Source organism: Acinetobacter sp. SFD, assembly GCF_001647575.1.
GTDB classification, from domain to species: Bacteria; Pseudomonadota; Gammaproteobacteria; order Pseudomonadales; family Moraxellaceae; genus Acinetobacter; species Acinetobacter pecorum.
The window spans coordinates 351,838-376,622 of sequence record NZ_LSZJ01000012.1; the positions used below are offsets into that span (position 1 = coordinate 351,838).

Annotated in this window: 26 protein-coding genes; 12 read left to right on the plus strand and 14 right to left on the minus strand. The window is 40.2% G+C overall.

Annotated features, from left to right (window positions below):
* Nucleotides 1-8: 8 nt before the first annotated feature.
* The gene (locus tag AY605_RS09335) at nucleotides 9-1,439 is read right to left on the minus strand and encodes a diguanylate cyclase (RefSeq protein ID WP_064096123.1); all 1,431 of its coding nucleotides are present in this window, start codon (nucleotides 1,437-1,439) and stop codon (nucleotides 9-11) included.
* 316 nt (nucleotides 1,440-1,755) lie between these two features.
* Between AY605_RS09335 and AY605_RS09340 the strand changes: the two genes are divergently transcribed.
* A complete protein-coding gene (locus AY605_RS09340; RefSeq protein ID WP_171254952.1) occupies nucleotides 1,756-2,199 on the plus strand; it encodes a hypothetical protein in 444 nt (147 codons plus the stop codon).
* Between the two features lie 53 nt (nucleotides 2,200-2,252).
* Here the strand turns inward: AY605_RS09340 and accC are convergent, their stop codons facing one another.
* Genes accC through aroQ form a run of 3 tightly spaced genes read right to left on the minus strand, consistent with a single transcriptional unit; the run spans nucleotide 2,253 to nucleotide 4,524 of the window.
* Nucleotides 2,253-3,617, minus strand: coding sequence for an acetyl-CoA carboxylase biotin carboxylase subunit (gene accC, locus AY605_RS09345; RefSeq protein ID WP_064096124.1), 1,365 nt, complete (start codon nucleotides 3,615-3,617; stop codon nucleotides 2,253-2,255).
* An 18-nt stretch (nucleotides 3,618-3,635) separates the two neighbouring features.
* Nucleotides 3,636-4,052, minus strand: coding sequence for an acetyl-CoA carboxylase biotin carboxyl carrier protein (accB, locus tag AY605_RS09350; RefSeq protein WP_064096125.1), 417 nt, complete (start codon nucleotides 4,050-4,052; stop codon nucleotides 3,636-3,638).
* 16 nt (nucleotides 4,053-4,068) lie between these two features.
* Nucleotides 4,069-4,524 carry a type II 3-dehydroquinate dehydratase gene (gene aroQ, locus AY605_RS09355; protein WP_064096126.1) on the minus strand — a complete coding sequence of 152 codons (456 nt, stop codon included), beginning with the start codon at nucleotides 4,522-4,524 and terminating at the stop codon, nucleotides 4,069-4,071.
* A gap of 925 nt (nucleotides 4,525-5,449) precedes the next feature.
* Between aroQ and ybaK the strand changes: the two genes are divergently transcribed.
* The 3 genes from ybaK (at nucleotide 5,450) to AY605_RS09370 (ending at nucleotide 7,899) form a co-directional block, all read left to right on the plus strand.
* Nucleotides 5,450-5,917, plus strand: coding sequence for a Cys-tRNA(Pro) deacylase (gene ybaK, locus AY605_RS09360; RefSeq protein ID WP_064096127.1), 468 nt, complete (start codon nucleotides 5,450-5,452; stop codon nucleotides 5,915-5,917).
* 193 nt (nucleotides 5,918-6,110) lie between these two features.
* Nucleotides 6,111-7,364, plus strand: a complete 1,254-nt coding sequence (locus AY605_RS09365) for a YncE family protein (protein WP_064096128.1) — start codon at nucleotides 6,111-6,113, stop codon at nucleotides 7,362-7,364.
* Between the two features lie 64 nt (nucleotides 7,365-7,428).
* Complete coding sequence (locus AY605_RS09370; protein WP_064096129.1) at nucleotides 7,429-7,899, plus strand: hypothetical protein; 471 nt, start codon at nucleotides 7,429-7,431, stop codon at nucleotides 7,897-7,899.
* Nucleotides 7,900-8,024: 125 nt separating this feature from the next.
* On the opposite strand, the gene AY605_RS09375 is transcribed toward AY605_RS09370, so the two are convergent.
* Genes AY605_RS09375 through tusD form a run of 4 tightly spaced genes read right to left on the minus strand, consistent with a single transcriptional unit; the run spans nucleotide 8,025 to nucleotide 9,416 of the window.
* Nucleotides 8,025-8,336, minus strand: a complete 312-nt coding sequence (locus tag AY605_RS09375) for a TusE/DsrC/DsvC family sulfur relay protein (RefSeq protein ID WP_064096130.1) — start codon at nucleotides 8,334-8,336, stop codon at nucleotides 8,025-8,027.
* A gap of 14 nt (nucleotides 8,337-8,350) precedes the next feature.
* The gene (locus AY605_RS09380; protein ID WP_064096131.1) at nucleotides 8,351-8,635 is read right to left on the minus strand and encodes a DsrH/TusB family sulfur metabolism protein; all 285 of its coding nucleotides are present in this window, start codon (nucleotides 8,633-8,635) and stop codon (nucleotides 8,351-8,353) included.
* 17 nt (nucleotides 8,636-8,652) lie between these two features.
* Nucleotides 8,653-9,003: a hypothetical protein gene (locus AY605_RS09385; protein WP_064096132.1), complete on the minus strand. Its 351-nt coding sequence runs from the start codon at nucleotides 9,001-9,003 to the stop codon at nucleotides 8,653-8,655.
* A 44-nt stretch (nucleotides 9,004-9,047) separates the two neighbouring features.
* Complete coding sequence (gene tusD / locus AY605_RS09390; RefSeq protein WP_064096133.1) at nucleotides 9,048-9,416, minus strand: sulfurtransferase complex subunit TusD; 369 nt, start codon at nucleotides 9,414-9,416, stop codon at nucleotides 9,048-9,050.
* A gap of 70 nt (nucleotides 9,417-9,486) precedes the next feature.
* On the opposite strand from tusD, the gene AY605_RS09395 reads away from it, so the two are divergent.
* The 7 genes from AY605_RS09395 (at nucleotide 9,487) to AY605_RS09425 (ending at nucleotide 16,077) form a co-directional block, all read left to right on the plus strand.
* Nucleotides 9,487-10,497, plus strand: coding sequence for an NAD-dependent epimerase/dehydratase family protein (locus AY605_RS09395; protein ID WP_064096134.1), 1,011 nt, complete (start codon nucleotides 9,487-9,489; stop codon nucleotides 10,495-10,497).
* A 138-nt stretch (nucleotides 10,498-10,635) separates the two neighbouring features.
* On the plus strand, nucleotides 10,636-12,030 hold the full coding sequence (fumC, locus tag AY605_RS09400) for a class II fumarate hydratase (protein WP_064096135.1): 1,395 nt from the start codon (nucleotides 10,636-10,638) through the stop codon (nucleotides 12,028-12,030).
* A 118-nt stretch (nucleotides 12,031-12,148) separates the two neighbouring features.
* The gene (locus AY605_RS09405; protein ID WP_064096136.1) at nucleotides 12,149-12,640 is read left to right on the plus strand and encodes a hypothetical protein; all 492 of its coding nucleotides are present in this window, start codon (nucleotides 12,149-12,151) and stop codon (nucleotides 12,638-12,640) included.
* Nucleotides 12,641-13,061: 421 nt separating this feature from the next.
* Nucleotides 13,062-13,664 carry a nitroreductase family protein gene (locus tag AY605_RS09410; RefSeq protein WP_064096137.1) on the plus strand — a complete coding sequence of 201 codons (603 nt, stop codon included), beginning with the start codon at nucleotides 13,062-13,064 and terminating at the stop codon, nucleotides 13,662-13,664.
* 129 nt (nucleotides 13,665-13,793) lie between these two features.
* Nucleotides 13,794-14,156: a hypothetical protein gene (locus AY605_RS09415; protein WP_064096138.1), complete on the plus strand. Its 363-nt coding sequence runs from the start codon at nucleotides 13,794-13,796 to the stop codon at nucleotides 14,154-14,156.
* The gene (locus tag AY605_RS09420; protein ID WP_064096139.1) at nucleotides 14,157-14,525 is read left to right on the plus strand and encodes a hypothetical protein; all 369 of its coding nucleotides are present in this window, start codon (nucleotides 14,157-14,159) and stop codon (nucleotides 14,523-14,525) included. It abuts the gene before it with no gap.
* 784 nt (nucleotides 14,526-15,309) lie between these two features.
* The gene (locus AY605_RS09425) at nucleotides 15,310-16,077 is read left to right on the plus strand and encodes an alpha/beta fold hydrolase (RefSeq protein WP_064096140.1); all 768 of its coding nucleotides are present in this window, start codon (nucleotides 15,310-15,312) and stop codon (nucleotides 16,075-16,077) included.
* 38 nt (nucleotides 16,078-16,115) lie between these two features.
* On the opposite strand, the gene AY605_RS09430 is transcribed toward AY605_RS09425, so the two are convergent.
* From AY605_RS09430 to tssH, 6 genes are read right to left on the minus strand one after another with little or no spacing between them, the layout of a single operon-like run.
* A complete protein-coding gene (locus AY605_RS09430; protein WP_064096141.1) occupies nucleotides 16,116-17,072 on the minus strand; it encodes a M15 family metallopeptidase in 957 nt (318 codons plus the stop codon).
* A 5-nt stretch (nucleotides 17,073-17,077) separates the two neighbouring features.
* Nucleotides 17,078-17,719 carry a hypothetical protein gene (locus tag AY605_RS09435; protein WP_064096142.1) on the minus strand — a complete coding sequence of 214 codons (642 nt, stop codon included), beginning with the start codon at nucleotides 17,717-17,719 and terminating at the stop codon, nucleotides 17,078-17,080.
* Between the two features lie 14 nt (nucleotides 17,720-17,733).
* Nucleotides 17,734-18,543, minus strand: a complete 810-nt coding sequence (icmH, locus tag AY605_RS09440; protein WP_064096143.1) for a type IVB secretion system protein IcmH/DotU — start codon at nucleotides 18,541-18,543, stop codon at nucleotides 17,734-17,736.
* 5 nt (nucleotides 18,544-18,548) lie between these two features.
* Entirely contained in the window at nucleotides 18,549-19,913 is a 1,365-nt protein-coding gene (gene tssK / locus AY605_RS09445; protein ID WP_064096144.1) for a type VI secretion system baseplate subunit TssK, read from the minus strand.
* Nucleotides 19,914-19,919: 6 nt separating this feature from the next.
* Nucleotides 19,920-21,026: a type VI secretion system protein TssA gene (tssA, locus tag AY605_RS09450; RefSeq protein WP_064096145.1), complete on the minus strand. Its 1,107-nt coding sequence runs from the start codon at nucleotides 21,024-21,026 to the stop codon at nucleotides 19,920-19,922.
* Between the two features lie 55 nt (nucleotides 21,027-21,081).
* Nucleotides 21,082-23,748, minus strand: a complete 2,667-nt coding sequence (gene tssH / locus AY605_RS09455) for a type VI secretion system ATPase TssH (RefSeq protein ID WP_064096146.1) — start codon at nucleotides 23,746-23,748, stop codon at nucleotides 21,082-21,084.
* Between the two features lie 360 nt (nucleotides 23,749-24,108).
* Between tssH and AY605_RS09465 the strand changes: the two genes are divergently transcribed.
* Entirely contained in the window at nucleotides 24,109-24,768 is a 660-nt protein-coding gene (locus AY605_RS09465; RefSeq protein ID WP_227509962.1) for a hypothetical protein, read from the plus strand.
* Nucleotides 24,769-24,785: the final 17 nt, after the last annotated feature.

Sequence of the window (24,785 nt, forward strand, 5' to 3'; positions counted from 1 at the left end):
TTTTATGCTTAAGATGCAAGTACCACCTGATTGCGCCCACGATGTTTGGCCTGATATAGGGCTTGGTCTGCAATATTAATCAGGTTTTGCAGATCTTGGGAGTTGGGTTCATTTTGGTGGGTGATGCCTATGCTCACTGTAATATACAAAGATGAGCCATCTGATTGATGCATCGGGGTTTTCTCCACAAGGTCTCGAATCCGTTCTGCAATGATGCGGGCTTCTGAAGGTTCAGTATTCCAGAGTAAGAGTACAAATTCTTCTCCGCCAATGCGTGCAAATAGATCCTGGGCACGTAAGTTGTTACGTACAATTTGTGCAAAGTGTTGCAGGACTTTATCACCGACATGATGGCCAAAATGATCGTTCAGGCGTTTGAAATAATCAATATCCAGCATGATCACTGAAAATTCCATCGTCTTGGCATATTGCAGTAAATATTCACCTTTTTTAAAGAAGAAATGACGATTCATGGTGCGCGTCAGACTATCGTGATTAGCCAGATACAGAACCCGTTTAAACAGTTCATTGCGGTTTTGGCTGATAATACACAGGATGAGCGGAGATAAGGCCAGCATAAACAGCCCGATCCGCAGTGAAATATAAATCGTGGAATCGGCCAGTGTGGTGTGATTGGTCGCATAAAACTGTGTCAGGCTGTAATAGGTCAAAATGATGACAAAAGCATTGATCATCGTCATGGTAAACAGGCGATAGGTCAATGCAGCCCAGATCAGTGCAGCCAAAGGGTAGAGCATTGCGCCCGGGCCTGCAAAAATATTGGTAATGATGACACAGGCCACGACTGAAGATGCCGGTAAAAAATAGCTGAAATAATTACGTTTTTGACGACGGTTTTTAAATAGATACTGCAGGTCTTTTATTCTTGGGAATGCCAAGATTAAAGGGAGAAACACAATATAATTCACCATTTCACCGGTCCACCACAGACCAAAATCAATCCATAAATTTTCTTTGGTCATGAATGAATTTGGTAGATTCGGCAAGGTGAGAACTGCAAAGGCTGCACTGGCCAGACAGCCTGCAAAAGCGAAGATGCCAAATAAATGAACAAAGGTATAACCGGTATTATAGTATTTGTAATTAATCTTGAAATATCGAATAAAAAATATCGAAACAATGGTACTAATCAAATTGGAAAGGGTAAGAAACAGGCTATGCAGTAAACCATTCCCGGTGACCAGATCTGCAAACATAAAAGCACTGAACGCGCCTAACCAGCCTCCCAGATTATTTAAATGTGGAAAGCGTAAAAATAGGGCCAGCAAAGCCGCGTTCGCCGGCCATAATAAGGCCAGATACTCTAGCGGTCTGGTTGCGATCCCAATAAGACAACATACTAAAACAGCAAAAACAATAACGAAATAAGCATGAGTTTCATGATTTAATTGTTTTTCTATTATTCGAGCTAATTGCAAATTTAAAATCCTATATTCAAATTTTTAAGTGTGAATGATCACTTTGTTTAGCAACTAAGTTTGACCCAAAATATGATTTTATTGTTTGATTAATCTGTTATTAATACGAACTATTAAGATTCTTATATACGAAATATATACAAAAAAAATCAGAAAAGAAATCTATGTTTTTAAACAATGTGATAAATAGTTTCTGACTCTGTATTGAAATTGCGTTAGAGTGGGACATGATCCCAATAAATATGATAATTTAGAATTAATTGTTAAAAAGATGCCAGTAAATATGAAAAAAACATGTCTTAGCCTTATCTTAATCATGAGCTCACCTTGGCTAATGGCGACAGAAAATAAAAAATCAGAGAATACTCCAGTTAAAACTGCTGAAATTCCAAATACCTTTACTGTTAAAACCCGTCCGGAAATTGTCGGTTTGTGGGGGATGGAAATTCCGAATAATAAAAAGTGCATCGAATATTATAATTTTAAGGGAAATAATAATGTTGTGATCAAAAGTGGCGACGAATGGACATCAGGGTTATATGATTATCAACCCGCACAAGACCCTTCGCAGCAGATTCCCGCACTAATTCTGCAAGTGAAATATGATAATAATGAAAAAGACTGCTCGGGTAACCAAGTTGACCAATCTGGTGAAATTTCACAGTATTTTGTGAAATGGCAAAACCCTTATACGATTAATTTCTGCGCCAATGAAAAAGCCGAGCAATGTTTTGCCGTCCTCAGACGCGTATTGCCTTAAATTGTAAACAATAAAAAACCGCTGTCATTCAGCGGTTATTTATAAGCTTGGTTTTAGGCATTGTCTTCAGGATTTTCAAGCTGCTTTAACAAATGTTTTTCCAGATAATGAATATCCATTGCCTGTTTGCAGAAGTTCTTGTCTTGAAGGATTAAATCTTTATGTAAAGGAATATTGGTTTTCACACCAGTCAGAATCATTTCGTCCAGAGCATTTCTCATGCGCGAAATAGACGTTTCACGATCCTTACCATGTGCAATCAGTTTCGCAATCATCGAATCATAATAGGGTGGAATGCTATAACCTGGATAAACATGCGAATCCAGGCGAATGCCCGCACCACCTGGTGCATAAAAGTTTTCGATCTTGCCTGGGGAAGGTAAGAAGGTAGAGGGATCTTCTGCGTTAATACGGCATTCAATCGCATGCCCCAAAACCTTGACATCTTCTTGCTGGATATCGAGACCTAAACCACCCGCAATACGCAATTGTTGTTCAATAATATCGATACCCGTAACCATTTCAGTCACTGGATGTTCAACCTGAACACGCGTATTCATTTCAATAAAGAAGAATTCATCATCTTCAAACAAGAATTCGAAGGTACCCGCACCACGATATTGCATCAGCTTACATGCATTCACACAAGCTTCCAGAATGTCAGCACGTGCTTGCTCTGGCAAGTTTGGTGCTGGAGCTTCTTCCAGTACTTTTTGGTGGCGGCGCTGCAGCGAGCAGTCACGATCATACAGATGAATCGCATGGCCATTACCATCGGCGAGTACTTGTACTTCGACATGACGTGGCTTTTGCAGGAAACGTTCCATATAGACCGTATCATCTCCAAACCACATTTCCGCATCACGCTGTGCAGCCTGAACTGATTCGAGTAGGGTATCGACATTTTCCACGATACGCATACCACGACCACCACCGCCAGAAGCAGCTTTGACGATCAGCGGGAAACCGATTTCTTTCGCTTCAGCCAAGGCATTGTTAGGGGTCACTGCATGGGCTGAACCCGGTACAGTCGGGACGCCGGCTTTACGCATGGCCATAATCGCAGAAACTTTGTTCCCCATTAAACGAATATGTTCAGGACGTGGACCAATAAAGATAAAACCAGAATTTTCTACGATTTCGGCAAATTCTGCATTTTCAGCGAGGAAGCCATAGCCAGGATGGATAGCGTCTGCACCGGTAATTTCGGCAGCAGTAATAATCGCTGGAATATTCAGGTAGCTGTCACTGCTCGCACCTGGGCCAATGCATACTGCTTCATCACAGAAACGCAAATGCATTAGGTCCTTGTCTGCATCAGAATAGACACCTACAGTTTTGATCCCTAAAGTTCTGCAAGCCCGGGTGATGCGTAACGCAATTTCACCACGGTTTGCAATTAAAACTTTTTGCAACATTATAAATCCCCGGGGTGATTAAGCGCGGTAGCGGAAAAGTGGTTGACCGAATTGAATCACTTCACCATTTTTCACCAGAATTTCTTCAATCACACCGCTTTGAGTGGCTTCAATCGGGTTCATGATTTTCATTGCTTCGATAATACCGAGCGTATCGCCTGCAGAAACGGTCTGTCCAACTTTAACAAATGTCGGTTCACCTGGGCTTGGTGCAGCATAGAACACACCGACCATTGGCGAAGTTTCAACTGCACCACGAGGAGATTTTGCTGCTGGCGCTTCGGCTGGGGGTGCAGGCATAGCAGGAACAGCTGCTGCAACCACTGGATTACGACGAGTTAATGCAATCGATTGATCGCCTTCTTTAACTTCGATCGCCTGTAAGTCAGATTCAATCATCAAATCGATGAGTTTCTTGATTTTACGGATATCCATGAGACAGTATTCCTAATTAAGATTGTGTAGAAGATTGTATTTTTTCAATGACATAATCGAGGGCAGCAGCATAGCCTTTTGCACCCAGACCACAGATCACACCGATGGCTTTATCGGACAAGTACGAATGATGTCGGAATGCCTCACGTGCATGCACATTTGACAGATGGACTTCAATGAAAGGAATGGCGACGCCAAGAAGGGCATCGCGAACCGCAACAGAGGTATGGGTCAATGCTGCCGGATTAATAATGATGTATTGAACGCCGTCTTGCTGGGCCTGATGAATTCGGTCAACAATGGCACCTTCCCAGTTGCTCTGGAAAGTTTCAAGTTGTAATGTGGCCTGTTGAGCCTGGACAGTCAGTTGCTGGTTAATATCATCAAGACTAAGGTGACCATAAACTTCCGGTTCGCGCTTCCCAAGCAAGTTTAAATTCGGTCCATGAATAACCAAAATGGTCGAACTCATCCAGCATGCTCCAATTAAAAAGTATCGGGTTTTGTTTGCAAGATGTCTGCAAACTCTGCTTATTATTGCATGATTTTCTACATTACTATTTATAATTTCTTTGAATTGACGTAGAAAGCATATAGCAAACAGTGGCGCTATAATGAAAACTTTGCAGAGATTTGGCAATGTTAAAAAATTACAATTCGCGAGGTGTTCATATTATTTTCATTGTAAACCCAATTGGCAAAAACAGTTAATATCCTTTGTGTAACTGTATCTTCATGTTAACGCTAAATTCTTACTTTTAGCGATATTTTTAATTTTAAACAGCTTTTTCCTGACAAATTTGAATGCTATATGTGAGTTGAATCCGGTAAAAAAACCTCAGCTTAATGTAAAATTTTTTTCTGCTCATTTCTTTTAAATAAAAGTGATGATTCCCTTCTAGTCATGTTATGAAATTTAAAAAACTTAAAATAAGACAATGTTTTAATGGATTTTACTTAATGCGAATTCTGCATCTTTTTCCAAGATTCAAAAATTTGTCATATTTCTGTAAGTTCAGTTGAGCATCATAAATATGATTTCAAGATGTACTTAATTGCCGAGATATAAAGCTGATATCTCGGCAGGTTTAATAGAAGATACTTGGAATATGTACTTCCTATTTTTAAGATAGATGAAGTGACGAATGTGTTCATCTTGATATTTTCTTGCAGTGAAAAAATGACCCCTCTAATGCTTAGATAGTGGCAAAAACGCATACATTTGCTGTAATTTTGCTCATCTCCATCTTTGCAATAAAAACTTAAAAAGAGCTGATAGACACACTGACTGACTAAAAAATGAAAGCCGTAAAGCAAATTAGTTAGTTCATCTGATTTAACTTCTCAAACCAATATTTATATAATCATATGATTCCTCATCACCCATAAGACTTTCCATGACCCCTGCATGTAAATTGTTAAAAGCAAATAAAATTGAATACAGCATTCACGAATATGAACATGATGCCAATGCCAAAAGTTTTGGACTGGAGGCTGCTGAAAAATTGGGGCTTTCTGTAGAAGAAGTCTTTAAAACCTTACTGGTGACGGATGATAAGCAGTATTTCGTTGCGGTATTGCCAGTACATCATCAACTTAACTTGAAAAAAGTAGCCCAAGCCGTAGGATGTAAAAAACTCCAGATGGCAGATCCTAAACAGGCAGAACGCTTGACTGGTTATCTGGTTGGGGGAATTAGTCCTATTGGCCAGAAGAAACGGTTAAAAACAGTAATTGATGCAAGTGCCGAGCAGTTGAACAAGATTTATGTGAGTGGAGGTAAAAGAGGACTGGATATAGGACTAAAACCAGCCGATCTCGCCAAAGTGCTCAATGCCCAGTTTGTCGATGTGCTGGATACATAAAATCACAGCAAGATGTTCTTTTAAATTCAGAGGATATAGAACGATAAATTTAAATGGGTTGTATGTTTTTTGGTCGGAAATAACAGTAAATCATCTTATGCATTTGTATATTAGGTGTGTGAAAACACAGAATGACTGTGTCTATAACAAGGAATAAAAACAAAAATACAAATTATTATGCGGAGCATAAGGGATGAAAATTCAAAATAAAAAAGGGCCACAGTTCTGTCTGATCTTGTCTGCGATGGCTATGCTATCAGCGTTGCCAAGTGTACAGGCCGCTTCTGCGCCTTCAGCGGCACCTGCCAATTCACAGCAGGTTTTCTTTGTCGGAAATAACTGGGATGGCACGGTCACTGTGATTCGTCCATCAGGTGATTTTGGCAAGATTGGCATCATTAATATGATTCCTGACCGTAAAGAGCGCCTTAAGGAAATTCACCTGAATCCAATCAAGCTGATTGCCTATACTTACATTCAGGCCACAGCGGGTGAAGGCAATGATCAACTGGTGGATGATATGTACTCTACGCCAGACGGGCAGTCAGTGGTCGCATCACGCCCAAGTTTCGCCGATGTCGTATCAATCAATATCAAAACTGGCAAGATTAACTGGCGCACACCTGTAGAAGGCTTCCGTGCCGACCATATGGCGGTATCTCCAGATGGGCAGCGGGTCGCCGTATCTGCTTCTTCAGGAAATGTGGTGCATGTATTGGATATCAATACCGGTAAGGAATTAGGTCGTTTCAGCACGGGCGATAAACCGCATGAAAACATTTATTTTGATGGCGGCAACAAGATTCTGAACTCTGCTATCGGCAACGTAGAAACCTCTATGGATGCCCAATGGCAAGATTTTACCAAAGGAAAGCGTTTTATCACCATTGCAGATGCCAATACCCATCAGGTGTTGAGAAAAATTGACTTCAGACCTGCACTGGATGCATTTGGCCGAAAAGATTTGTCCAACTCAGTACGACCAATGGTATTTAGTAAGGATGAAACCAAACTGTATGCCCAGGTTTCATTCTTTAATGGTCTGATTGAATATGATCTGAACCAGAACAGGATTAGCCGGATTGGACAGTTGCCAGGGAGCGACAGTATTCCGAAAGACCGGACAAAATGGGTGAATGATTCGCGCCATCATGGCCTATCGATCAGTGCTGATGGTGAAAAACTTTGTGTTGCGGGAACTATGGACAATTATGCCACTATTGTTGATCGCAAGACGCTGACTGCCGGGAAACTGATTTCTGCGGGTAAACCGTATTGGGCAACGCGTAGCCCGGACGGTCGTAGCTGTGTGATTTCCGAAAGTGAAACTGATGTAGTTACCGTGATTGATTTTGCTACTGGCAATAAAGTGCTTAGTGTACCAGTAGGAAATCACCCACAACGTGTCCGGATTGGTTATGCGCCTGCAGACTGGTCAACACCGTAGTTGATGAGTAGAAAAGACAGCTTTTGAATAGGGGGGCTGTCTTTTCTAAGCTGAGGACACAAAGATGAATAATAAAACAATTCAGTTATATGTATTGATCGCATTGCTCTTGTTTGGAGCCTTACTGTGTATTGGCTATCAGATACGAAAAGAAATCTATCAAACCCATTTTAATAATCAACCTTATTCTGCTCCCGTCCAGCCAGCTGAAAAATCTGCAAATGATGCCTCTGTCAGCTCTACTGCCAATAGTCAAACCAGAAAAACCGGACAAAATAATGCATCTGCAAAGCAAAGTGAATTGTTAAGGCAGCAGCAACAATTGTATCTGGACTTTTCCACGATGATTAATGCATTAAGCGAAGGGCAACGGCCCGATCTTCAACAGGTCAGCTTACTAATCACCCAGCAGCAGAAGCTGGTAGAGGCTCAACAGGTCAGCAAGGCCGAGGCGAAAGCACAGATTGATTTTCTGATCAAAGTCTTGCCTGAAATGGAACATGAACTGCATCGGGCCTTACGAGCATTAGATTAAACCTGTATTTGCTGTCTGCAGGCTACTTGTATCTTTGATTATTCTAGAAGTGAAAATTGATCGCATAAAAAAGCCCGAATAAAAATTCAGGCTTTTACATACAAAATATCGAAGACTTGATAGCTTTATAAACAGTTCGCAGGCTTGGGTACGCCGGCCAAACGGCTTAAGTGACGTGCCACCAGACCAGTATTAAACTTTTCCTGAAGCATGGCATTATTGATATCTGCACTGACAGTTTTCATTAAAAATTTGATTAGAGGGCGCGTTGCTGGTGAATGGCCAAACTGCTGATAGAACTGACGCACCGCTTGCAGAATTTCAAAATGCCATGGGGTCAAGTCAAGGTCCAGGCTATTGGCTAGGAGTTGAGCGACCTCTTCATTCCAGATGGTGTAGTCAACCAGATGACCATCTTGATCCAATTCTAAATTCATATTTAACCCATTCATTATTTCATTGAAATGCAGCGATTAAACTGGAGGCAAAGAGCAGCAAAATCTGCATAATTCAACAATTTTACTTGATCAGGTAAGGGCTGTATCAAGAGTTCAGCATCATTTTTCAGCATATAAATTTGCGGCAAGCTTTGTAGAAATGAATGCTCTAGCAACAAAACCGCTTCACCCATCAGCACGACCTGATCGCTCATTGTATAAATCTGAGCCAATTGATCGAGGATCTGTGCAGTTGCCGAATAGCTGGATTGGATCAGATAAAGTGTATGATTTGACATTTGTATATCCTTATTCCTTACCAATACAGCACATGATCAAAGCTTTGAATAAATTCAGGATTAAGCTCAATAAATTCGATTTCTTGTTCGCTCTGCGTCACAAATGGGGAATTTTGATTTTTCTGCTCAATCAGAATCGGAGTGAGATCATAAAACTCGAAACTGTCGACCATATTTGATGCCAGTTTAAATGCATGTTGCAACTGGTCAAATTGCAGCTCTGAACGCAGCAGACTAAGGGCGGCCCCTTGTAGCAGGACTTTAACTTCTGCGCCAAAAGTTGCCAGGACCATTGTCGCAGACAGGCTTTCATGCACCTGCAGGCTGGTCAGATTGGCTTGGGTTAATATAACAAGTACAGATTTCACACAAGATTCCTTGGAAAAGCAACACATTCTAAAAAATGGAACATCTAGAATTGAATCAGACGCTGTGAGGATTGAACAGCATCGGCAAGTTCACCTAAACCGACCAATTCAAACGCATCTGCCAGATTATGCTGCTGAATATTGTGACGTTGAGCATTGTCCGGATCTGTAATTCCACGCGCCAATGCTGCACTTACACAGACTGGGAGGCGAATCTGCAGAGCTTGCCATGCATGTGTAAGATGACGTTGATCGTCGGGTACCCATTGCAGTGCATTTGCGACCGATACGCCGTCCTGATAGAAAAACACACGGAATGCTTCCTGCTTATCCTGCAAAGCCTGAGCTAAACCCAAGGCATGCCAGGCATAGATGGAAGTCGGTGCGGAGGTAACAAGAATTAAGGTACTCATCGAAATTCACTACAGGCTTGATCAATAGCAACAGATTGATCTTGGCTTCATTAGAAAGTAGGTAGTATAAATGATTTTAGTGACGGGTGGATTAGGCTTTTTAGGCTCACATATTGCTTTAAGTCTGTTAGCACAAGGACTAGAGGTCATTGTGGTCGATAATTTGGCCAATGCTAACTTACAGACTCTGGAGCGTCTCGAATTTATTTCTGGTATGTATGTGCCTTTTATCAAGATTGATATTCGCAACACGCCCGCATTGAACAAAGTCTTTGAGCAGAATTCGATTCAGGCTGTGGTGCATACCGCAAGTTTTAAGTCACTGGAAGAATCAGTATTAAAACCACTTGAATATTATAATGATAATGTCAGCTGTATTATGAGTCTCATGCGTGCCATGCAGCGTACCGGGGTACGTCATCTGGTACATTTATCCAGTTTGGCGGTATATGGACAATCTGGCACAGACTTAAGCGAAGATCTGCCTTTTAATTTTACTTATCCTAATCCTTATATCAAGTCGCAACAGATGGTGGAGGAAATTATTCGGGATACCGCTAAAACTGACAATGAATGGCGGATTGCGATCCTGCGTCTTTCCAATATTGCCGGTGCCTTTGAGCATGGTATTTTAGGGGAAGCAGTACCACCTTTACCGAAAAATATTGTTCCTCTGGCAATGCAGGTCGCTGCGCAGCAACGTGAATATCTTGAATTACGCCGTCAGGCCCATACCGCAGATGGCACAGTAGAGCGCAGTTTTCTGCATGTCGCAGACTGTTGTGATGCCGTGATCAAATCCTTACAGTGGTTGTCACAACAGCAGGAATTAAAGTGTGAAGCCTTTAATATTGCGGGAGAACTGATTTCCATACAGGCTTTACTGGATCAGCTTGCTGAAGTCACCCAGTCTGCAATTAAAACTGTGGATGCCTTACCTTATCCCCATGCTGAGCTGGACCAGTTAGGTGCGAATACTGAAAAGGCACAACAGGTTTTGCATTGGCAAAGGCAGCGCTCGATCAGAAAGATGCTTGAGGATGAATGGTTGTTTTATCAAAATATTCTCAAAGGGCAGTAAATTAGATTTTTAATTTAATATTTGATAATAATTATCATTTACATATTTAATGTAATCGACTACTTTAAATTATTAGAGTAAATCATTGATATACAGATTCCTAAGATTATTAATAAGCAAAAAGAATTGAGGTTGAACATGCAAACACGTATTGAACATGACACGATGGGAGAAGTTGCTGTGCCGGGTGAGGCATTATGGGGCGCTCAGACTCAGCGCAGCTTGCAAAATTTCAGGATTGGAAATGAACGTTTGCCACGGCCAATGATTCGTGCCATGGGACTCGTCAAAAAAGCGGCTGCCTTGACTAATGCCGAGCTGAACCAGATTTCACAAGAACTGTCACGATATATTGTGGATGCTGCTGATGAAGTCATCAGTGGTCAATGGGACAGTCAATTTCCACTGGTGGTCTGGCAAACTGGTTCAGGTACGCAAAGTAATATGAACTGTAATGAGGTAATTGCCAATATTGCCAACCAGAAACTGGGTAATCATTTAGGGGCACAAAAACCGGTCCATCCAAATGATCATGTTAACCGTGCTCAATCTACCAATGACTCATTTCCGACTGCGATTCATGTAGCTGCGAGCTTACAGATCAATGAACTTTTAATTCCGGCAGTCACACGTTTACGCGATACCTTATATATCAAATCTCAGGAATTTGCTGATATTGTAAAAATTGGCCGGACACATCTACAAGATGCTACGCCGTTAACGTTGGGACAGGAATTTAGCGGTTATGTTTCTCAACTCGATCATGCACTTCTTCGTCTAGAACAGGCCTTGGTTGGACTTTACGAACTGCCATTGGGCGGGACAGCCGTCGGTACAGGGTTGAACGCTCATCCTGATTATGCTGTTGAAGTAGCTAAAACTCTTAGATATTTAACTGGTTTGCCATTTGTAACAGCACCAAACAAGTTTGAGGCTTTGGCTGGCCGTGATGCTGCAGTATTCGCTTCAGGTGCCTTAAAGACTTTAGCAGTTAGCTTAAATAAGATTGCTAATGATATCCGATGGTTAGCCAGTGGCCCACGTTGTGGTTTTGGGGAACTCCGTATTCCTGAAAATGAACCGGGTTCTAGCATCATGCCGGGTAAAGTTAACCCGACACAAAGTGAAGCGATGACCATGGTAGTCGCGCAAGTTCTCGGCAATGACACCACCATTAGTGTAGCGGGTGCATCAGGTAATTTTGAACTCAATGTATTTATGCCGGTCATTGCCTATAATCTGCTGCAATCTATCCAGTTATTAGGTGATGCTTGTAATAGTTTTAATGATCATTGCGCCGTCGGTATTGAGCCAAATCATGAAAAAATTGAACATTTCTTGCATGATTCTTTAATGCTGGTTACAGCCTTGAATCCGGTCATTGGTTATGAGAATGCAGCCAAAGTTGCCAAGACCGCCTATAAGGAAGGTAAAACCTTGAAACAGGTGGCTGTGGAACTTGATCTCGTAACAGCTGAACAGTTTGATGAAGTCGTCAGACCTGAACAGATGGTTTCACCGAATGCCAAATAAAGGTAAATGTTTTTAATCTTTTAGCTGTTTTATCATGGAATAGTCAGCAATGGTTTTTATCTCGGGCAGACTTGCGTACAATAGGAGCTAGATAAGATTACCTACTGATGATTGTTTTATGTTTGATATTTATTTAACGGATGTTCAAAAAAAGGTGCAATTCAAGGATTATCCAGGTGAGCATCCTGTTAAATTTATTCTGAATTTCAAAAAGATTTTTCCAAGTGTTATGGAGCTTCTTTTACCTGTACTGCCAGATAATGAAAATCTGGAAGAAATGTCTTGGGAATCGACCAGCGATGATTTTGAAACCTTCCAGATGTTTTTAACCGGTTGGGGCATCATCGAATTACGTTTGAAAGCGATTATGCAGTTTAAAGATAAAGCATTTGCGGATCGTCTGGTTAAACAAGCCCAACAGAAACGCAAAGATTATCAAAAGCAGCAAACCCAGCTCAGCACAGTTGAATTGGATTATCTTTTTATGCATGAGATGCATGCTTTAATTGATGCAGAGCTGGTTGAGCTCGGTGAAAAATTCTATTTACCGGTTTTACGCGATCTTTGGAAAAACAAAGTATCTGCTCAGGTTTTAAATGCAAAGTTTTAAACCCGGTGTTTAGCTTTTATTTATAAAATTAATCCCTCAATTTTGAGGGATTAATTTTATCTGAAATATGAGAATTTTTTCATAATTATTTGTCTACCCAAATAGCCTAAGCTATAGGGATTTTATAAATAAATATCTTAATTTTGCTCAGTAATAGCGCAAGCCAGATCATGATTTATCATGTGGTCCTTTAATAGTGCGTATGTTTTAACGATTGTTCAAAAAATAGATGAAAATGATCATTTTTAGCTAAAAAATATATAAAAATATCAAATAAATAGCCTAGTAATTGATTCAATTATTTTTTAAGGTATAGGTGCTTTAGCTTATTATAAGGTTAAAGCCTCATTAATTAGTTATCCTTCACAAAAATAGCTGAAGGTTCAAATTTTCCCGAAGATATATCCCAGGATTTTGAAAAATGTCGAACCAGTTTTTAGATTTAATTACTAAACGCCGTACTATTTATGCTATTGCCAAGAATGTTGAACAATCTCCTGAATATTTAACTGATCTGATTCAGACTGCGATAAAACAAAGCCCATCTTCCTTCAATTCTCAATCTTCACGCGCCGTCATTTTATTCAATTCAGAACATGAGAAGTTCTGGGGCTTTGTTGCAGACAAATTAAAAAGCTATGCCAAAGACGAAGAGAGTGCTGCAAAGACCACAGCAAAGATGGCCAGTTTTGCAGCAGGGGTAGGTACAGTCCTATTTTTTGAAGATCACAACGTAGTGAAAGGTTTGCAGGAACAGTTCCCATCTTATGCAGACAACTTCCCAATCTGGGCGGAACATTCGACTGCAATCGCACAATTTGCAACGTGGACAGCATTGCATACAGAAGGGTTGGGCGCATCATTGCAGCATTACAATCCGATCGTAGATGAGCAGGTTCATGCGGAATGGAGCATTCCATCAAACTGGAAACTTCGTGCACAGCTGGTATTTGGTTCGATAGAGGGTGAGCCGCGTGCCAAAGATTATCTTGCGGATGAAGAGCGTTTTAAAGTTTTTAAATAACTTTATTCATATCTGCCCTTAACCAGTGTAAGGGTAGATATTTTTTAGATTTCGATGAAATTCTCATGAGCCTCATTAAAATTAAGTTAAAATAGCGCGCTAATGTAAAAAATTAATGAGTACAACCGAATGTCGAAAAACACGCAAAACCTGTCACCTTTACAAGAACTGATCGCAGAACAAAAACTGCTCTGTGAAGAAGTTGGTTCGGCTTATGTTGCAGTGAGTGGTGATGATGTGGTTGCCGTGGCCGTACATACCTTGAAACAGGATCCAATTGTCGGCATTCGTAAAAAGCCTGAGTCGGCTGAAAATATCAGCTGGTATATTTACGGGGGAGAACCTTCAAGTGAAGATGCTTTTGAAACCATGACCGTACGTGAATTACAGGATATTGCACCAGAAGTATTGCCGTATCTGGCTCTGGAAACAGGTTTTCGTTTCATGATCGATGCCGATGATTATGAAGATGTCTGGAAAGAAGAAATCTAAATGCTAAAAAAATCATCTTTCATTTGTGCTGGATTGCTATTAGGGCTAAATAGTATGCTCTTTGCAGAGCCACTTTCACAAAGTGCCTACGACCAGTTTATTTCAGTACAGACTAAAATCGTGAATGAAACCAAGCATATTTTAGATGAAGATGATCAAAAGGCAGATGCTCAAACTCAACGCCAGGCTTTCTGTAATCGATTGAAAGCCTATGAGGATATTCAAAAGGTGTCCGAAGAAAATAGTGATCTGAGTATGGCACCTACGATGGCAATGATTGCCAGAAACTTTCTGGAGCGGCAGGATCAAAGTTTGACTAAATCTGGAATGACGGCGAGTGTATTTTGTAAAAATAGGGAAGTAGAATAGGTTATAAAACACTTCTCTTTCTCGAACGTTTTTCGCTGGAAAATATAAATAAAGCAAATGATTCTAATTTGAATAACCGGGCTTTTATAAATATGAAAAGTTCATTATTAATATATTTTCAATAAAACTATTAAGTTAATTTAAAATAAATTTGTAGAATTACCTTATATCTCGGGGATATATCCACTGATATTATCTCATTAATTAGAATATTTAAGTAATGGCAATTATTTTTCTAAAAACTTCCTAGAAATACTAAATAGTATTTGATAAGAAATGATTTTCATCCGAGCTAGGCTAGTTGCTGCACGCAGCTCATATTTAATAATTCAAATATCTTTAAAAGTTTGCAAAATAGCCTAAGCGAATTATAAATGTTAATAGCTATGAAAAGAAAAGGGGAGGAAACTTAATAATAGTATTTTCTGCTTAGCCAATTTGTAAGAAGCTAGGTAGTAAATTCCACCTGACTGCTTATACACCCGAAATATGACTTGTAAATGTAGTGTGGCTTATTATGCATATCCAGTTTTTGATTATGAATGAGTAAATAAGTGATAGTCAGAAAATTAAAAATTTTAAAGCTACCTGAGCTTATTTGAATAATAACAGCTAGTTTTTAGACCTCTCTGATTTTAAAAAATTGTACCAGTTTCACCTATTTAGCCTAAGCAAAAATTATTGCATATAAATAGCCTAAGCATATTTTAAAATTTAGCAATTGATTAATTCCCAATAAAATTCCAATATCACCACATCATCTATGAAATCACGGAATTCTCAAATGATCCTCAACTACCAAATCACCAGTCATGATAACTCAACACTTGTACCAATGGTCTTCATTCATGGTTTATTCGGCAGCTTGAGTAATTTAGGAATGCTGGCGCGACATTTTTCAAGCCAGCGTACCGTCATTCAGTTAGATCTGCGCAACCATGGCTTATCTGGACATAGTGATGAGCATAATTACCACTTGATGTCAAAAGATGTACTTGAAACATTAGATAGTCTTAACATCACCAAATTTGTTGTGGTAGGGCATTCTATGGGCGGCAAAGTTGCCATGAAACTGTCTGATATTGCGCGTAATCGGGTAGAGCAGCTTGTGGTTCTGGATATAACTCCAATCCCATATCATGAAAATCATCATGCGGAAATTTTTGAAGCCTTATTTGCTGTCGAGCGTGCAAACCTAAGTTCCCGGTTAGAAGCGACAAAAATCATGCGTGAATATCTGAATGAAGAAATGGTAATTCAGTTCTTGCTAAAATCTTTTAACAAAGGGAAGTGGCTGTTTAATGTACAGGCACTCTTTAACCATTATCAGGATATTTTATTTTGGGAAGATATTACTCCAATTGATACTCCGGCACTTTTTCTCAGAGGTGGTAACTCTTTTTATATTTCTAAACCAGAGCATTTCGCTGCGATTGACCGCCAATTCACCCATTCCAAAGTTGAACTCATTGAAAATGCAGGTCATTGGCTGCATGCTGAAAATCCTGCACAAGTACTGGAACATATACAAGCATTTCTAGATGCACAATAATAAATAACACGGTTAACTTTGAAACTTTGAATCGAAGGTCAGTATCCAGCTGCCTGTAGCTGACCTTCATTAACCAACTGGTTTGCCATTTCAGCGGTTTTTTTCAAACCTGGCATACGATATTCAGTATGACCATAATCTTTAATCGATTTCCACCGACCGCCCCATGTGAGTCCGACCGATTCTGCGACTTGACCATACAGTTCATAACCACGCATTGCCCATGGATCACGTTCGCTGATGATGACTTTACCATGACGTTTAAAGGCAACGTCAGCTGCTAAACCGAACTGATGATAACTTTGATAACCTCTAGCACGCGTGGTATTCGGATTTGCAGAAAGTGAATTTTGACGTTCCGGACTGCGATAACCTTCTAGTAAAACCAGTTCATATCCATACTGTTCACGCATTATTTTGAAGACCATCAATAAACGCTGTTTATAACGTGGATTAATTTTATTCCATTTCCGGTTAACTATATTGAGATCACTATGATTATGGATCATAGGCAGATGTACATCTTCAGTAGGATCAGGTGGATTTATAACTTGGGCAGAAACAACATTGGTATAGTAATGGACTTCTCCCTGTATGGCTTCTTCAATCAGATGACCTTCTACTTCTGGGGGCGGTGCTAACACCTGACCATCGAGTAAAGTATAAATTTGGGGATCAACTTCACGTAAATAATTTGCTTCAAAAGTACTGGCAGTAATGGGGCGGGTTAAAGTAAAAATTACAATACTGCTAAATAACACTAAGGCCGCCAGCAAAATCCACCATTGTTGAATATGCCAATGTGACTGGATTTTATCTGAAGATGCTGCCTGATTAAATTCCCAGGCAACCTGTCTGGCTGCCAAAATTCGGTTCTTGCTATATGGTAAAATTTGCATGCACAGGTTTATCAACCGGATTCGGAATTCATAAGAAACCAGCAGCAACATACCTAAGCTAAGCAAAACAAAACTGAAAAAAATGAAGTAGATCATGCTGTTTATGACAGTGCTACTTCAGCACTTTCCTGTAGCGTAGTTGCTGAGGGCTGTTCCTGTGACGAAGTATTTGTAGTTTTTAGCTCAACAGATTTTTCTGTTTGTGCTGGCGATAGACGATCAGCATTTATATTTAAAGAACTTTTTTGCGAACCTTTAATTATCTTAGTCTTTATTGCTGAAGATTGAATTGTCCGAATTTCCGGTTTAAGTGGTTTATTTTTATCATTGGCCTGAATTAAAGGTTTTTGCTCTTGGGCACCAAACGCAGATTCAAAAGGTGAAGTATGGTTTTTAGATTCTGCATTACTTTCTGGCTTTGCTACCTTAAACATATTTTCAATATTCTGATCAAAACCATCTTCTGGATTCTGGATATTATCCTGATCCGACGGCGTAGCGGCTTTTGGAATAATTTGCTCAGATTCTGCGGCATGATTTAAGTCTGATATTTGATGATTTTCTGCATTAACTCGTGTACGGCTTGATCCCGAATGATTCTGATAATAACCATAGCCTAGTAAAACAGAGCTTACTGATAGCACCCCCAATACAAATCCGCTCAATAGGTAAAATTTAGGAGAATGAGGAACCGGCTTTATAGACCGTAAAAGACGAATATGTTTATTATTTTTGTTTGCCATAGTGAGTATAATATTTATGGTAAATGGATAGTAATGTGAGCTTGTTCTACAGGAACACTAATCACATTCTGATATTGGGAAAATGCTGCATTACGGTCTTTGGACAATACATAGTGCAGACCAATAAAGCTTGCCAGAGCAAACACTAGCCAGAAAATCAGAATCCAGAAAAATGGCAATTCACGGTGAATGATATGTTTAATCTGGTCTGGAATTGCAGCAAAAGGAGAAAATGCCTTTTTCCCTTTGAGGTAATCGATTTGATCACCGACACGACTAATCAGACTGTTCAACTGACTCATTGATTCAATTCTGTATTTACCATGAAAACCTAATAATAAACAGTAATGATAAACTTCAAGAACGGCGAGGCATTCCTTGTCTTTATTGCGGATTTCTTCCATGTGTTCAAAAAAACGATAACCAGCCAGTTGTGATCCAAATAAACTGAGTTGTAGCGGGCTCATCATCCAGAAATTTTTCAGGTCAAAAAAACGGGAATCCTGTTGGGTGGCAATCGTCTCATCTAACAAAGCACAATATGCATATTGTGCATTATTAATATCTTCTGCAGAAAATTGCAGTTTTCTTGCCTGGTTTTCAAAACGTGCCAGCATATCTAGCACTTTCTGGCGGAAGGACTCCGGATTAGAGGGTACATACTGATTGCGAATCAGGAAAACCACATAGAATCCATCATGTAATAGATCGACCAGATGGGTAGTTGCTGAGTGTTGACTCTTATCTATCTTTGTATTGGTCTGAAAACCTGTACCAATTTGTCCATCATCAAATAGCGATGGCGCATTATTAATACTATTCATTATTCTTATCCATTTACCACAGCAATCAGTTCAATTGAAATATCCTGGAATCCGCTGGGGATATAGACACAAATGGTCTCGGACTCCAACATCCGTTGATACAGTTCATTATTTGGTTCAATTTCAAAATAGCTTACCCCTGAACGCACTGGAATGGCGGTTGGCACTTGAATCAGATGCTGAACAGGTACAGCTGGCAGTGCTGCAATCACGCGTTGTTCAACATCGACAGTACTGCCAACCTTGAAACGGATCGGCACATAGGCAATCAGATCATGGGCTGGCATGACACTACTCGATACTGCAAGATAAAAACGGGTATCTCGGGAAATTTTGTCTGTTTCAAGACTGCCAACCCAATAGGATGGACGGGTTTCTTTCAGGGCAATACTGATATAGCGGTTTGAAATAATCGTATCCAGCAATTCACGTAAAATCACGTCGAGCTGGCCAAAGCTTTCCTGTAAATGATGATGTTGATATTGGGGTAAATGATCGACAGCATAGGCAGTTGAAAAAGTCAGGAGCGAGCCGGTCAGACGTAATAATTCAGAATACAGCCGTTCTGGATGAATACGTGGATACTGCAAGATGTGATTCAACGTTGCATGTGCAGTATTGAGTGCACTCACCAGCCAGAAAGACACAATATCACCAGAACGGAATTCAATCAGTTTCTGTTCATTTTCCCGGTTATTGTTTTGAATGGTTTTGATCTTGGCCCGGATAATATTCAAGGTACGCTTCAGATTATTCAACAGATTTTCTGATGCTTCGATATGCAGGATTGGGGGAATAAACTTGTGATCCAGTACAAAATTCCCGGAACTTTGCCGTTTCATTGTGCCAATCGGAAGATAAAAATAGCCATCCAAAGCCTGTTCAGGTCCCTGGCTTATTTCAAAAATCTTAAATTCTGCACGACGGCGTACCAGGGTGATTTCTGCTGTAGCCGCATTGGTAAACAGATCATGGGTTGAACTTAAATAGGAATGGTAGCGGCTGGATTGAGAATGATCTTGATGATAAAGATTCTGTTTACTTGCCTGAATCATCGGTAAAGCAAGATAAATCGCCATTTCTGTACGCAGATTCAAAGTATCAAGCTGTATAGGTTCAGGTAATAGATCCAGTTCAGGTGCACGATAAATTTCCCCATCTTGCCAGACCATTTTAATCCGGCTGAGTGCCAGTATATTCATGCCTAACTGGGTTTCATCGAATTCTATTGACTGAATTCCATAGGCAAAAGGCAAGCTCGCCTGAATCATATGGTTCAGACGTTGTTCATGATAGGCATCCTGTAACTGAAAATGCTGAGGTCTTAAAAATAGGCCTTCACCCCAAAGAACTTTTTCTGCTTTAAACATTCAGTATTACCACTCATTATTGGAATTATTCATATCGTGTACACCCAGTAACTCTTGAACCTGTTCTAGGGGATTTTCATTTTTAATCACTTGTGCCAGCCATTCATGAAGTGGCATCTGACTCCAGCGAATGGTTTTTTGCAGCATATAACTTACCGGACTATGCGGTTCGTGCATCTGGAAATAATCCGCAATTTCATTTAAGACTTTCAATGCCTGTTCCCGATTTGCCAGATGATTTTGTGGCTGTAACCGGAATTGAGTTTGAACAACAGAAGAGGAAGTATCCGTAAAAACTTGCTGAATTCCTGAGTCTGTCGGCGGGATTAAGCTTTCAGTATTTTGATTCGCTAACTGTTCCACTTTATATAGACGTTTAATTAGGGAAATGATTGAATCAATCTGTTCGTCAATTGCCGAAAAACTCGGTGCATTCAAACCCAGTAATTCATCCAGAATGGTTTTTAGATGGTGCCAGTGCTGTTGAATATCCAAAACCTGCTGGTAGTTTTCTATTATTACAGAGTAGGAAGTAGCCTGTAGCAATTGCTCGAACTTTTGTAGCTCATCGTTGCTACTTGAAGATTCGCCATCTTCATCCTGCTGAATCTGACGGATCCGGACATTTTGCTGATGTAAAAATGCCTCATAATTTCCTAAATGATAAAACGGCGCCTGACTGACCAGGGGAACCTGTTTCATCAAAGCTGGAATCTGGTTGATTAAGCCTTGTAGCAAACCTAAGCGCTGATCCAGATCATCATCCTCAATTAAAGGATGCATGTCCTGCCAATATTGCTGAATACTGCGATGACTAAGTTCCAGGCCGCAGGCAATTCCTGCAAATCCATGAGTTCTTGCCCAAGCTTCAGCTAACCAAGTATAAAGACGCAGGTCTTTGGTTTTATCACTTAACAACTCAACTGATTTATTCAACACAAACTGCCAGTCTGCCTGACGTGGCTCAGAGATCCAGTCACCTTGATCTAGCAAAGGATCATCCTGAGTTTTGGCCTTTTTAATGGCATGAAAGTCATTTGAAAACGAGCAATCCTCACCACCTGGCTGATGATCAGAGATTGGGGCAAGCAGTTGTTCAATATCTAGAGTCATTCTTCACCTGAAACTTATTCTTCTTCTTTAATTTCTGATCTTTTAAAATATAGCTTTATACAGCATCCGTTTTCTGTTTCCGGATGCTTTTAGTTTTCGCTTTAGATTGCTGTGGCTCTAAGCGATAAATAATTTCATCATTTTCAACATCAATCTGAATTTTTTCAGGAACTTTTTCCTCACTCAACGCCATCAGAATTTCAGTCGCTAAAGCGGGCAATACGCTGGCATTAAGAATATGGTCAACATTACGGGCACCACTATCAACTTCTGTACAACGGCTTAGGATAAGCTCTAACAGATCATTGCTATAAGTAACTTCAGTCTTGTATTGAGCTTGTACACGCTGAATAATTTTGCCAAGTTTATGTTCAATGATTCTGATCAGCAGATCATCATGCAGCGGGAAGTATGGTACGATCTGCATACGTCCCAAGAACGCCGGCTTGAATTGTTTATATAAACTTGGCTTAATCTGTTCAATAAGTTCATGTGCACTTGGCCAGTTTTCAGGTTCCTGATTGAGACAGACCTGCATAATCGCAGATGATCCTGCATTTGAAGTCAGCAAAATTGTAGTGTTTTTAAAATCAATCAAACGACCTTCACCATCTTCCAGCATGCCTTTATCAAAGACCTGATAAAACAGTTCCTGCACATCACTATGTGCTTTTTCAATTTCATCCAGCAGAACCACACTATATGGATTACGGCGAACAGCTTCAGTCAGTACGCCACCTTGCCCATAACCGACATAACCTGGCGGTGCGCCTTTTAATGAAGAAACGGTATGTGCTTCCTGATATTCAGACATATTAATCGTGATTAGATGTGATTCGCCCCCGTGCAGTTCATTGGCGAGGGCGAGGGCAGTTTCAGTTTTACCAACCCCACTTGGTCCCACTAATAAGAAAACACCTTGTGGTTTGTTAGGATCTTCCAATTTGGCTTTAGACGTTTTAATGCCTTGCACCAGTTGTTGTAGGGCATAATCCTGTCCCATCACGCGCTGAGCCAGACGATCTTCAAGTTGTAATACTTGCCGGATTTCATCATTGACCATCTTGCCCACTGGAATACCTGTCCAATCCGAAATGATTTCATGAATGATGCTGGTATTGACCCGTTCAAAGACCAGTGGTTTTTTTTGCTGTACTTCAATTAGTTCTAAGCGTAATTTTGCAATTTTTTGACTGGATTTTTCATTATGTTCTTGTGCCTGAATATCCCGGATCTGCTGAACAATCTGCAATTCACGTTGCCATTGCTCTTTAAGACACTGGATATCCTGTTTTAGATCTGAGATTTTTTTAGAAAGATCATTTAGTCTGGCATGATGAATTGGCAGGTTCTGGTTTTCCTGGGTTAATAGCTTGTGTTCCAATTCCAGATTATGCAGTTGTGCTTGTAGTTGATCGAGTTGTGCCGGCTGCGCATTTTGAGTCAGTGCAACACGAGCAGCTGCAGTATCCAGAACACTAATCGCTTTATCTGGTAACTGACGTCCACTGATATAACGATGTGAACTATATACAGCAGCGATAATCGCTTCATCATCAATCTGTAAATTAAAGTGTTGGGCCATCACCGGAATCATGCCACGCAGCATGTCAATCGCGACCGCTTCAGTCGGTTCCTCAACTTTAACGACCTGAAAACGGCGGCTGAGAGCTGCATCTTTTTCAAAATACTGTTTGTATTCTGCCCAGGTGGTTGCTGCAATAGTACGTAATTCCCCCCGTGCAAGTGCCGGTTTGAGTAAATTAGCAGCATCATTCTGGCCTGCCTGACCACCTGCGCCAATTAAGGTGTGTGCTTCATCAATAAACAGGATGATTGGATGAGAAGAACTTTGTACTTCCTGGATCACCTGTTTCAGGCGGTTCTCAAATTCACCTTTGACACTGGCACCGGCCTGTAACAGCCCCATGTCCAGCACATGTAATTGCACATTCTTCAGAGCGTCAGGTACCTGTTGCTGGGCAATTTTTAGTGCCAAACCCTCAACCACCGCAGTTTTGCCGACACCCGGTTCACCCGTCAAAATTGGATTATTCTGACGACGGCGCATTAAAATATCCAGCATTAAGCGAATTTCAAATTCACGCCCAATCACTGGATCAATTTTTCCTTCAACAGCTTTATGGGTCAGGTTGATCGTGTATTGATCCAGTGCTGGTGTTTTTTTGAGTAAAGTTTGAGAGTTTGGAGTTTTTACTGGCAGAGAAGGATGAGTTTGAGTTGACACATTTTCGATACTGTCCTGACATAAAGCCAGAAACTGATGCTTCATTGTATCGATCGGAATCAGTTCAAAAATACAGGATGAACGCATCGCAATCTGATACAGATCGGAAGCAGTCAGTAAAGCTACCAGTAGGTGTCCACTACGGATGACAGGTTCTTTTTCAGCAGATGCCAATAGCCAAGCTTGCTCAAGTAAACGGATAATTGACTTGGCAAAAATAGGGGTGCGTGAGTTTCCTTTGTTAAGCTGGAGTAAACTTTCCTTTAGATCATCCAGCAGGGCATCTTTGGAGAGCTTGTAATTTTTAAGCAGAAACTGGACATCATTTAGCTGTTCATGCGACAGCAATTCCAGGAAAAAATGTTCAATTTCGATTTCGTAGTTTTGCTGGTTAATACAGGTGTTGGCAGATTTCTCAAGACATAAGCGTGCATGATCAGATAATTTAGTAATTAAAATTTTTAGGTTATTCATGTGTTTCTCATTATTTATTCTTGCAAGGCATAATGTCTTTAAAAATTAAAAAATACCACTGTGCTGTTCTTATTATTTATTTGAATGACTGCAAGCCAATCATTTTTACTGATCTATTTGATCATGTTGTTGCATATTTTCTAACAGAATAAAATGATCAAAGTCATATAATCTTTAACATTATTTGAAAGACTGTTAAAAAATATTTTACAAAAGTCAATTTTTGTTGTTGACTTAGTGTGATCATTTTTTGTTAAATTCGCAAGATGATTTTTAAACAATAAATACAGAAAAATCATTTCAAGTAAAAAAATCAACAACCAGAAAAAGAAAAAATTGAGGCTTATTTTGAAAAAAAATATGAGTTCCATACTCGTGCTGATGATGGCTGTCTGCACGATGAGTTTGATGCAGACACATGCTGCAACCCTGAAAAAATCATGTCTTAAAGCGTATCCATTGGCTAACGGAGATACTGATCCAGAAATACTGCAACAGTATGAACAGCTTTGTGCCAAGCCAACTCAGAAAGATCTTAATTTGCAGCGTGAAATTAAAGCCAATATTGCACAACTTTATCTGGATCGTGGTCTGCATCTGAAGGCACTTCAAGCTGTAGATCAGTTAAATCGTGAAAATTATACAACACGTCAATTAACAGATATCACATTCTTTTCTAGTGTGGCGATTTCAAATAAAGCTGTGAATTATATGCGCAGCACCGAAATTCGTCCGCTGACTGAAGAAACCTATGCCATTACCAAAGTCTTCAACGATAATGTGCGTCTATCTCAACCCGTCACTGTAATGCCTCTACGTGCAGAGAAGAATTCAAGCACCAAGAAACAAACTGTGGCAAGTTCGAGCAAAAAATCCAGCTCGACCAAGTCACGTCCAAGTGCTCCGACTAAAGCAAAAGAAACATCTACCAGTAATGTTGTCGCCAAGAAAAATGAGCCTGTCGTCACCCGTAATGTTCCGCCTACCTCCAATCCATTTGGCGCACTTCGTAATAATTAATAAAAAATAATATAGGA

Bases quoted from the DNA above. Each gene is read 5' to 3' on its own strand.
- AY605_RS09340 (WP_171254952.1), top strand. From the start codon at position 1,756: ATGAGCTCACCTTGGCTAATGGCGACAGAAAATAAAAAATCAGAGAAT.
- accC (WP_064096124.1), bottom strand. From the start codon at position 3,617: ATGTTGCAAAAAGTTTTAATTGCAAACCGTGGTGAAATTGCGTTACGC.
- accB (WP_064096125.1), bottom strand. From the start codon at position 4,052: ATGGATATCCGTAAAATCAAGAAACTCATCGATTTGATGATTGAATCT.
- aroQ (WP_064096126.1), bottom strand. From the start codon at position 4,524: ATGAGTTCGACCATTTTGGTTATTCATGGACCGAATTTAAACTTGCTT.
- ybaK (WP_064096127.1), top strand. From the start codon at position 5,450: ATGACCCCTGCATGTAAATTGTTAAAAGCAAATAAAATTGAATACAGC.
- AY605_RS09365 (WP_064096128.1), top strand. From the start codon at position 6,111: ATGAAAATTCAAAATAAAAAAGGGCCACAGTTCTGTCTGATCTTGTCT.
- AY605_RS09370 (WP_064096129.1), top strand. From the start codon at position 7,429: ATGAATAATAAAACAATTCAGTTATATGTATTGATCGCATTGCTCTTG.
- AY605_RS09375 (WP_064096130.1), bottom strand. From the start codon at position 8,336: ATGAATTTAGAATTGGATCAAGATGGTCATCTGGTTGACTACACCATC.
- AY605_RS09380 (WP_064096131.1), bottom strand. From the start codon at position 8,635: ATGTCAAATCATACACTTTATCTGATCCAATCCAGCTATTCGGCAACT.
- tusD (WP_064096133.1), bottom strand. From the start codon at position 9,416: ATGAGTACCTTAATTCTTGTTACCTCCGCACCGACTTCCATCTATGCC.
- AY605_RS09395 (WP_064096134.1), top strand. From the start codon at position 9,487: ATGATTTTAGTGACGGGTGGATTAGGCTTTTTAGGCTCACATATTGCT.
- fumC (WP_064096135.1), top strand. From the start codon at position 10,636: ATGCAAACACGTATTGAACATGACACGATGGGAGAAGTTGCTGTGCCG.
- AY605_RS09405 (WP_064096136.1), top strand. From the start codon at position 12,149: ATGTTTGATATTTATTTAACGGATGTTCAAAAAAAGGTGCAATTCAAG.
- AY605_RS09410 (WP_064096137.1), top strand. From the start codon at position 13,062: ATGTCGAACCAGTTTTTAGATTTAATTACTAAACGCCGTACTATTTAT.
- AY605_RS09415 (WP_064096138.1), top strand. From the start codon at position 13,794: ATGTCGAAAAACACGCAAAACCTGTCACCTTTACAAGAACTGATCGCA.
- AY605_RS09420 (WP_064096139.1), top strand. From the start codon at position 14,157: ATGCTAAAAAAATCATCTTTCATTTGTGCTGGATTGCTATTAGGGCTA.
- AY605_RS09425 (WP_064096140.1), top strand. From the start codon at position 15,310: ATGATCCTCAACTACCAAATCACCAGTCATGATAACTCAACACTTGTA.
- AY605_RS09430 (WP_064096141.1), bottom strand. From the start codon at position 17,072: ATGATCTACTTCATTTTTTTCAGTTTTGTTTTGCTTAGCTTAGGTATG.
- AY605_RS09435 (WP_064096142.1), bottom strand. From the start codon at position 17,719: ATGGCAAACAAAAATAATAAACATATTCGTCTTTTACGGTCTATAAAG.
- icmH (WP_064096143.1), bottom strand. From the start codon at position 18,543: ATGAATAGTATTAATAATGCGCCATCGCTATTTGATGATGGACAAATT.
- tssK (WP_064096144.1), bottom strand. From the start codon at position 19,913: ATGTTTAAAGCAGAAAAAGTTCTTTGGGGTGAAGGCCTATTTTTAAGA.
- tssA (WP_064096145.1), bottom strand. From the start codon at position 21,026: ATGACTCTAGATATTGAACAACTGCTTGCCCCAATCTCTGATCATCAG.
- tssH (WP_064096146.1), bottom strand. From the start codon at position 23,748: ATGAATAACCTAAAAATTTTAATTACTAAATTATCTGATCATGCACGC.
- AY605_RS09465 (WP_227509962.1), top strand. From the start codon at position 24,109: ATGAGTTCCATACTCGTGCTGATGATGGCTGTCTGCACGATGAGTTTG.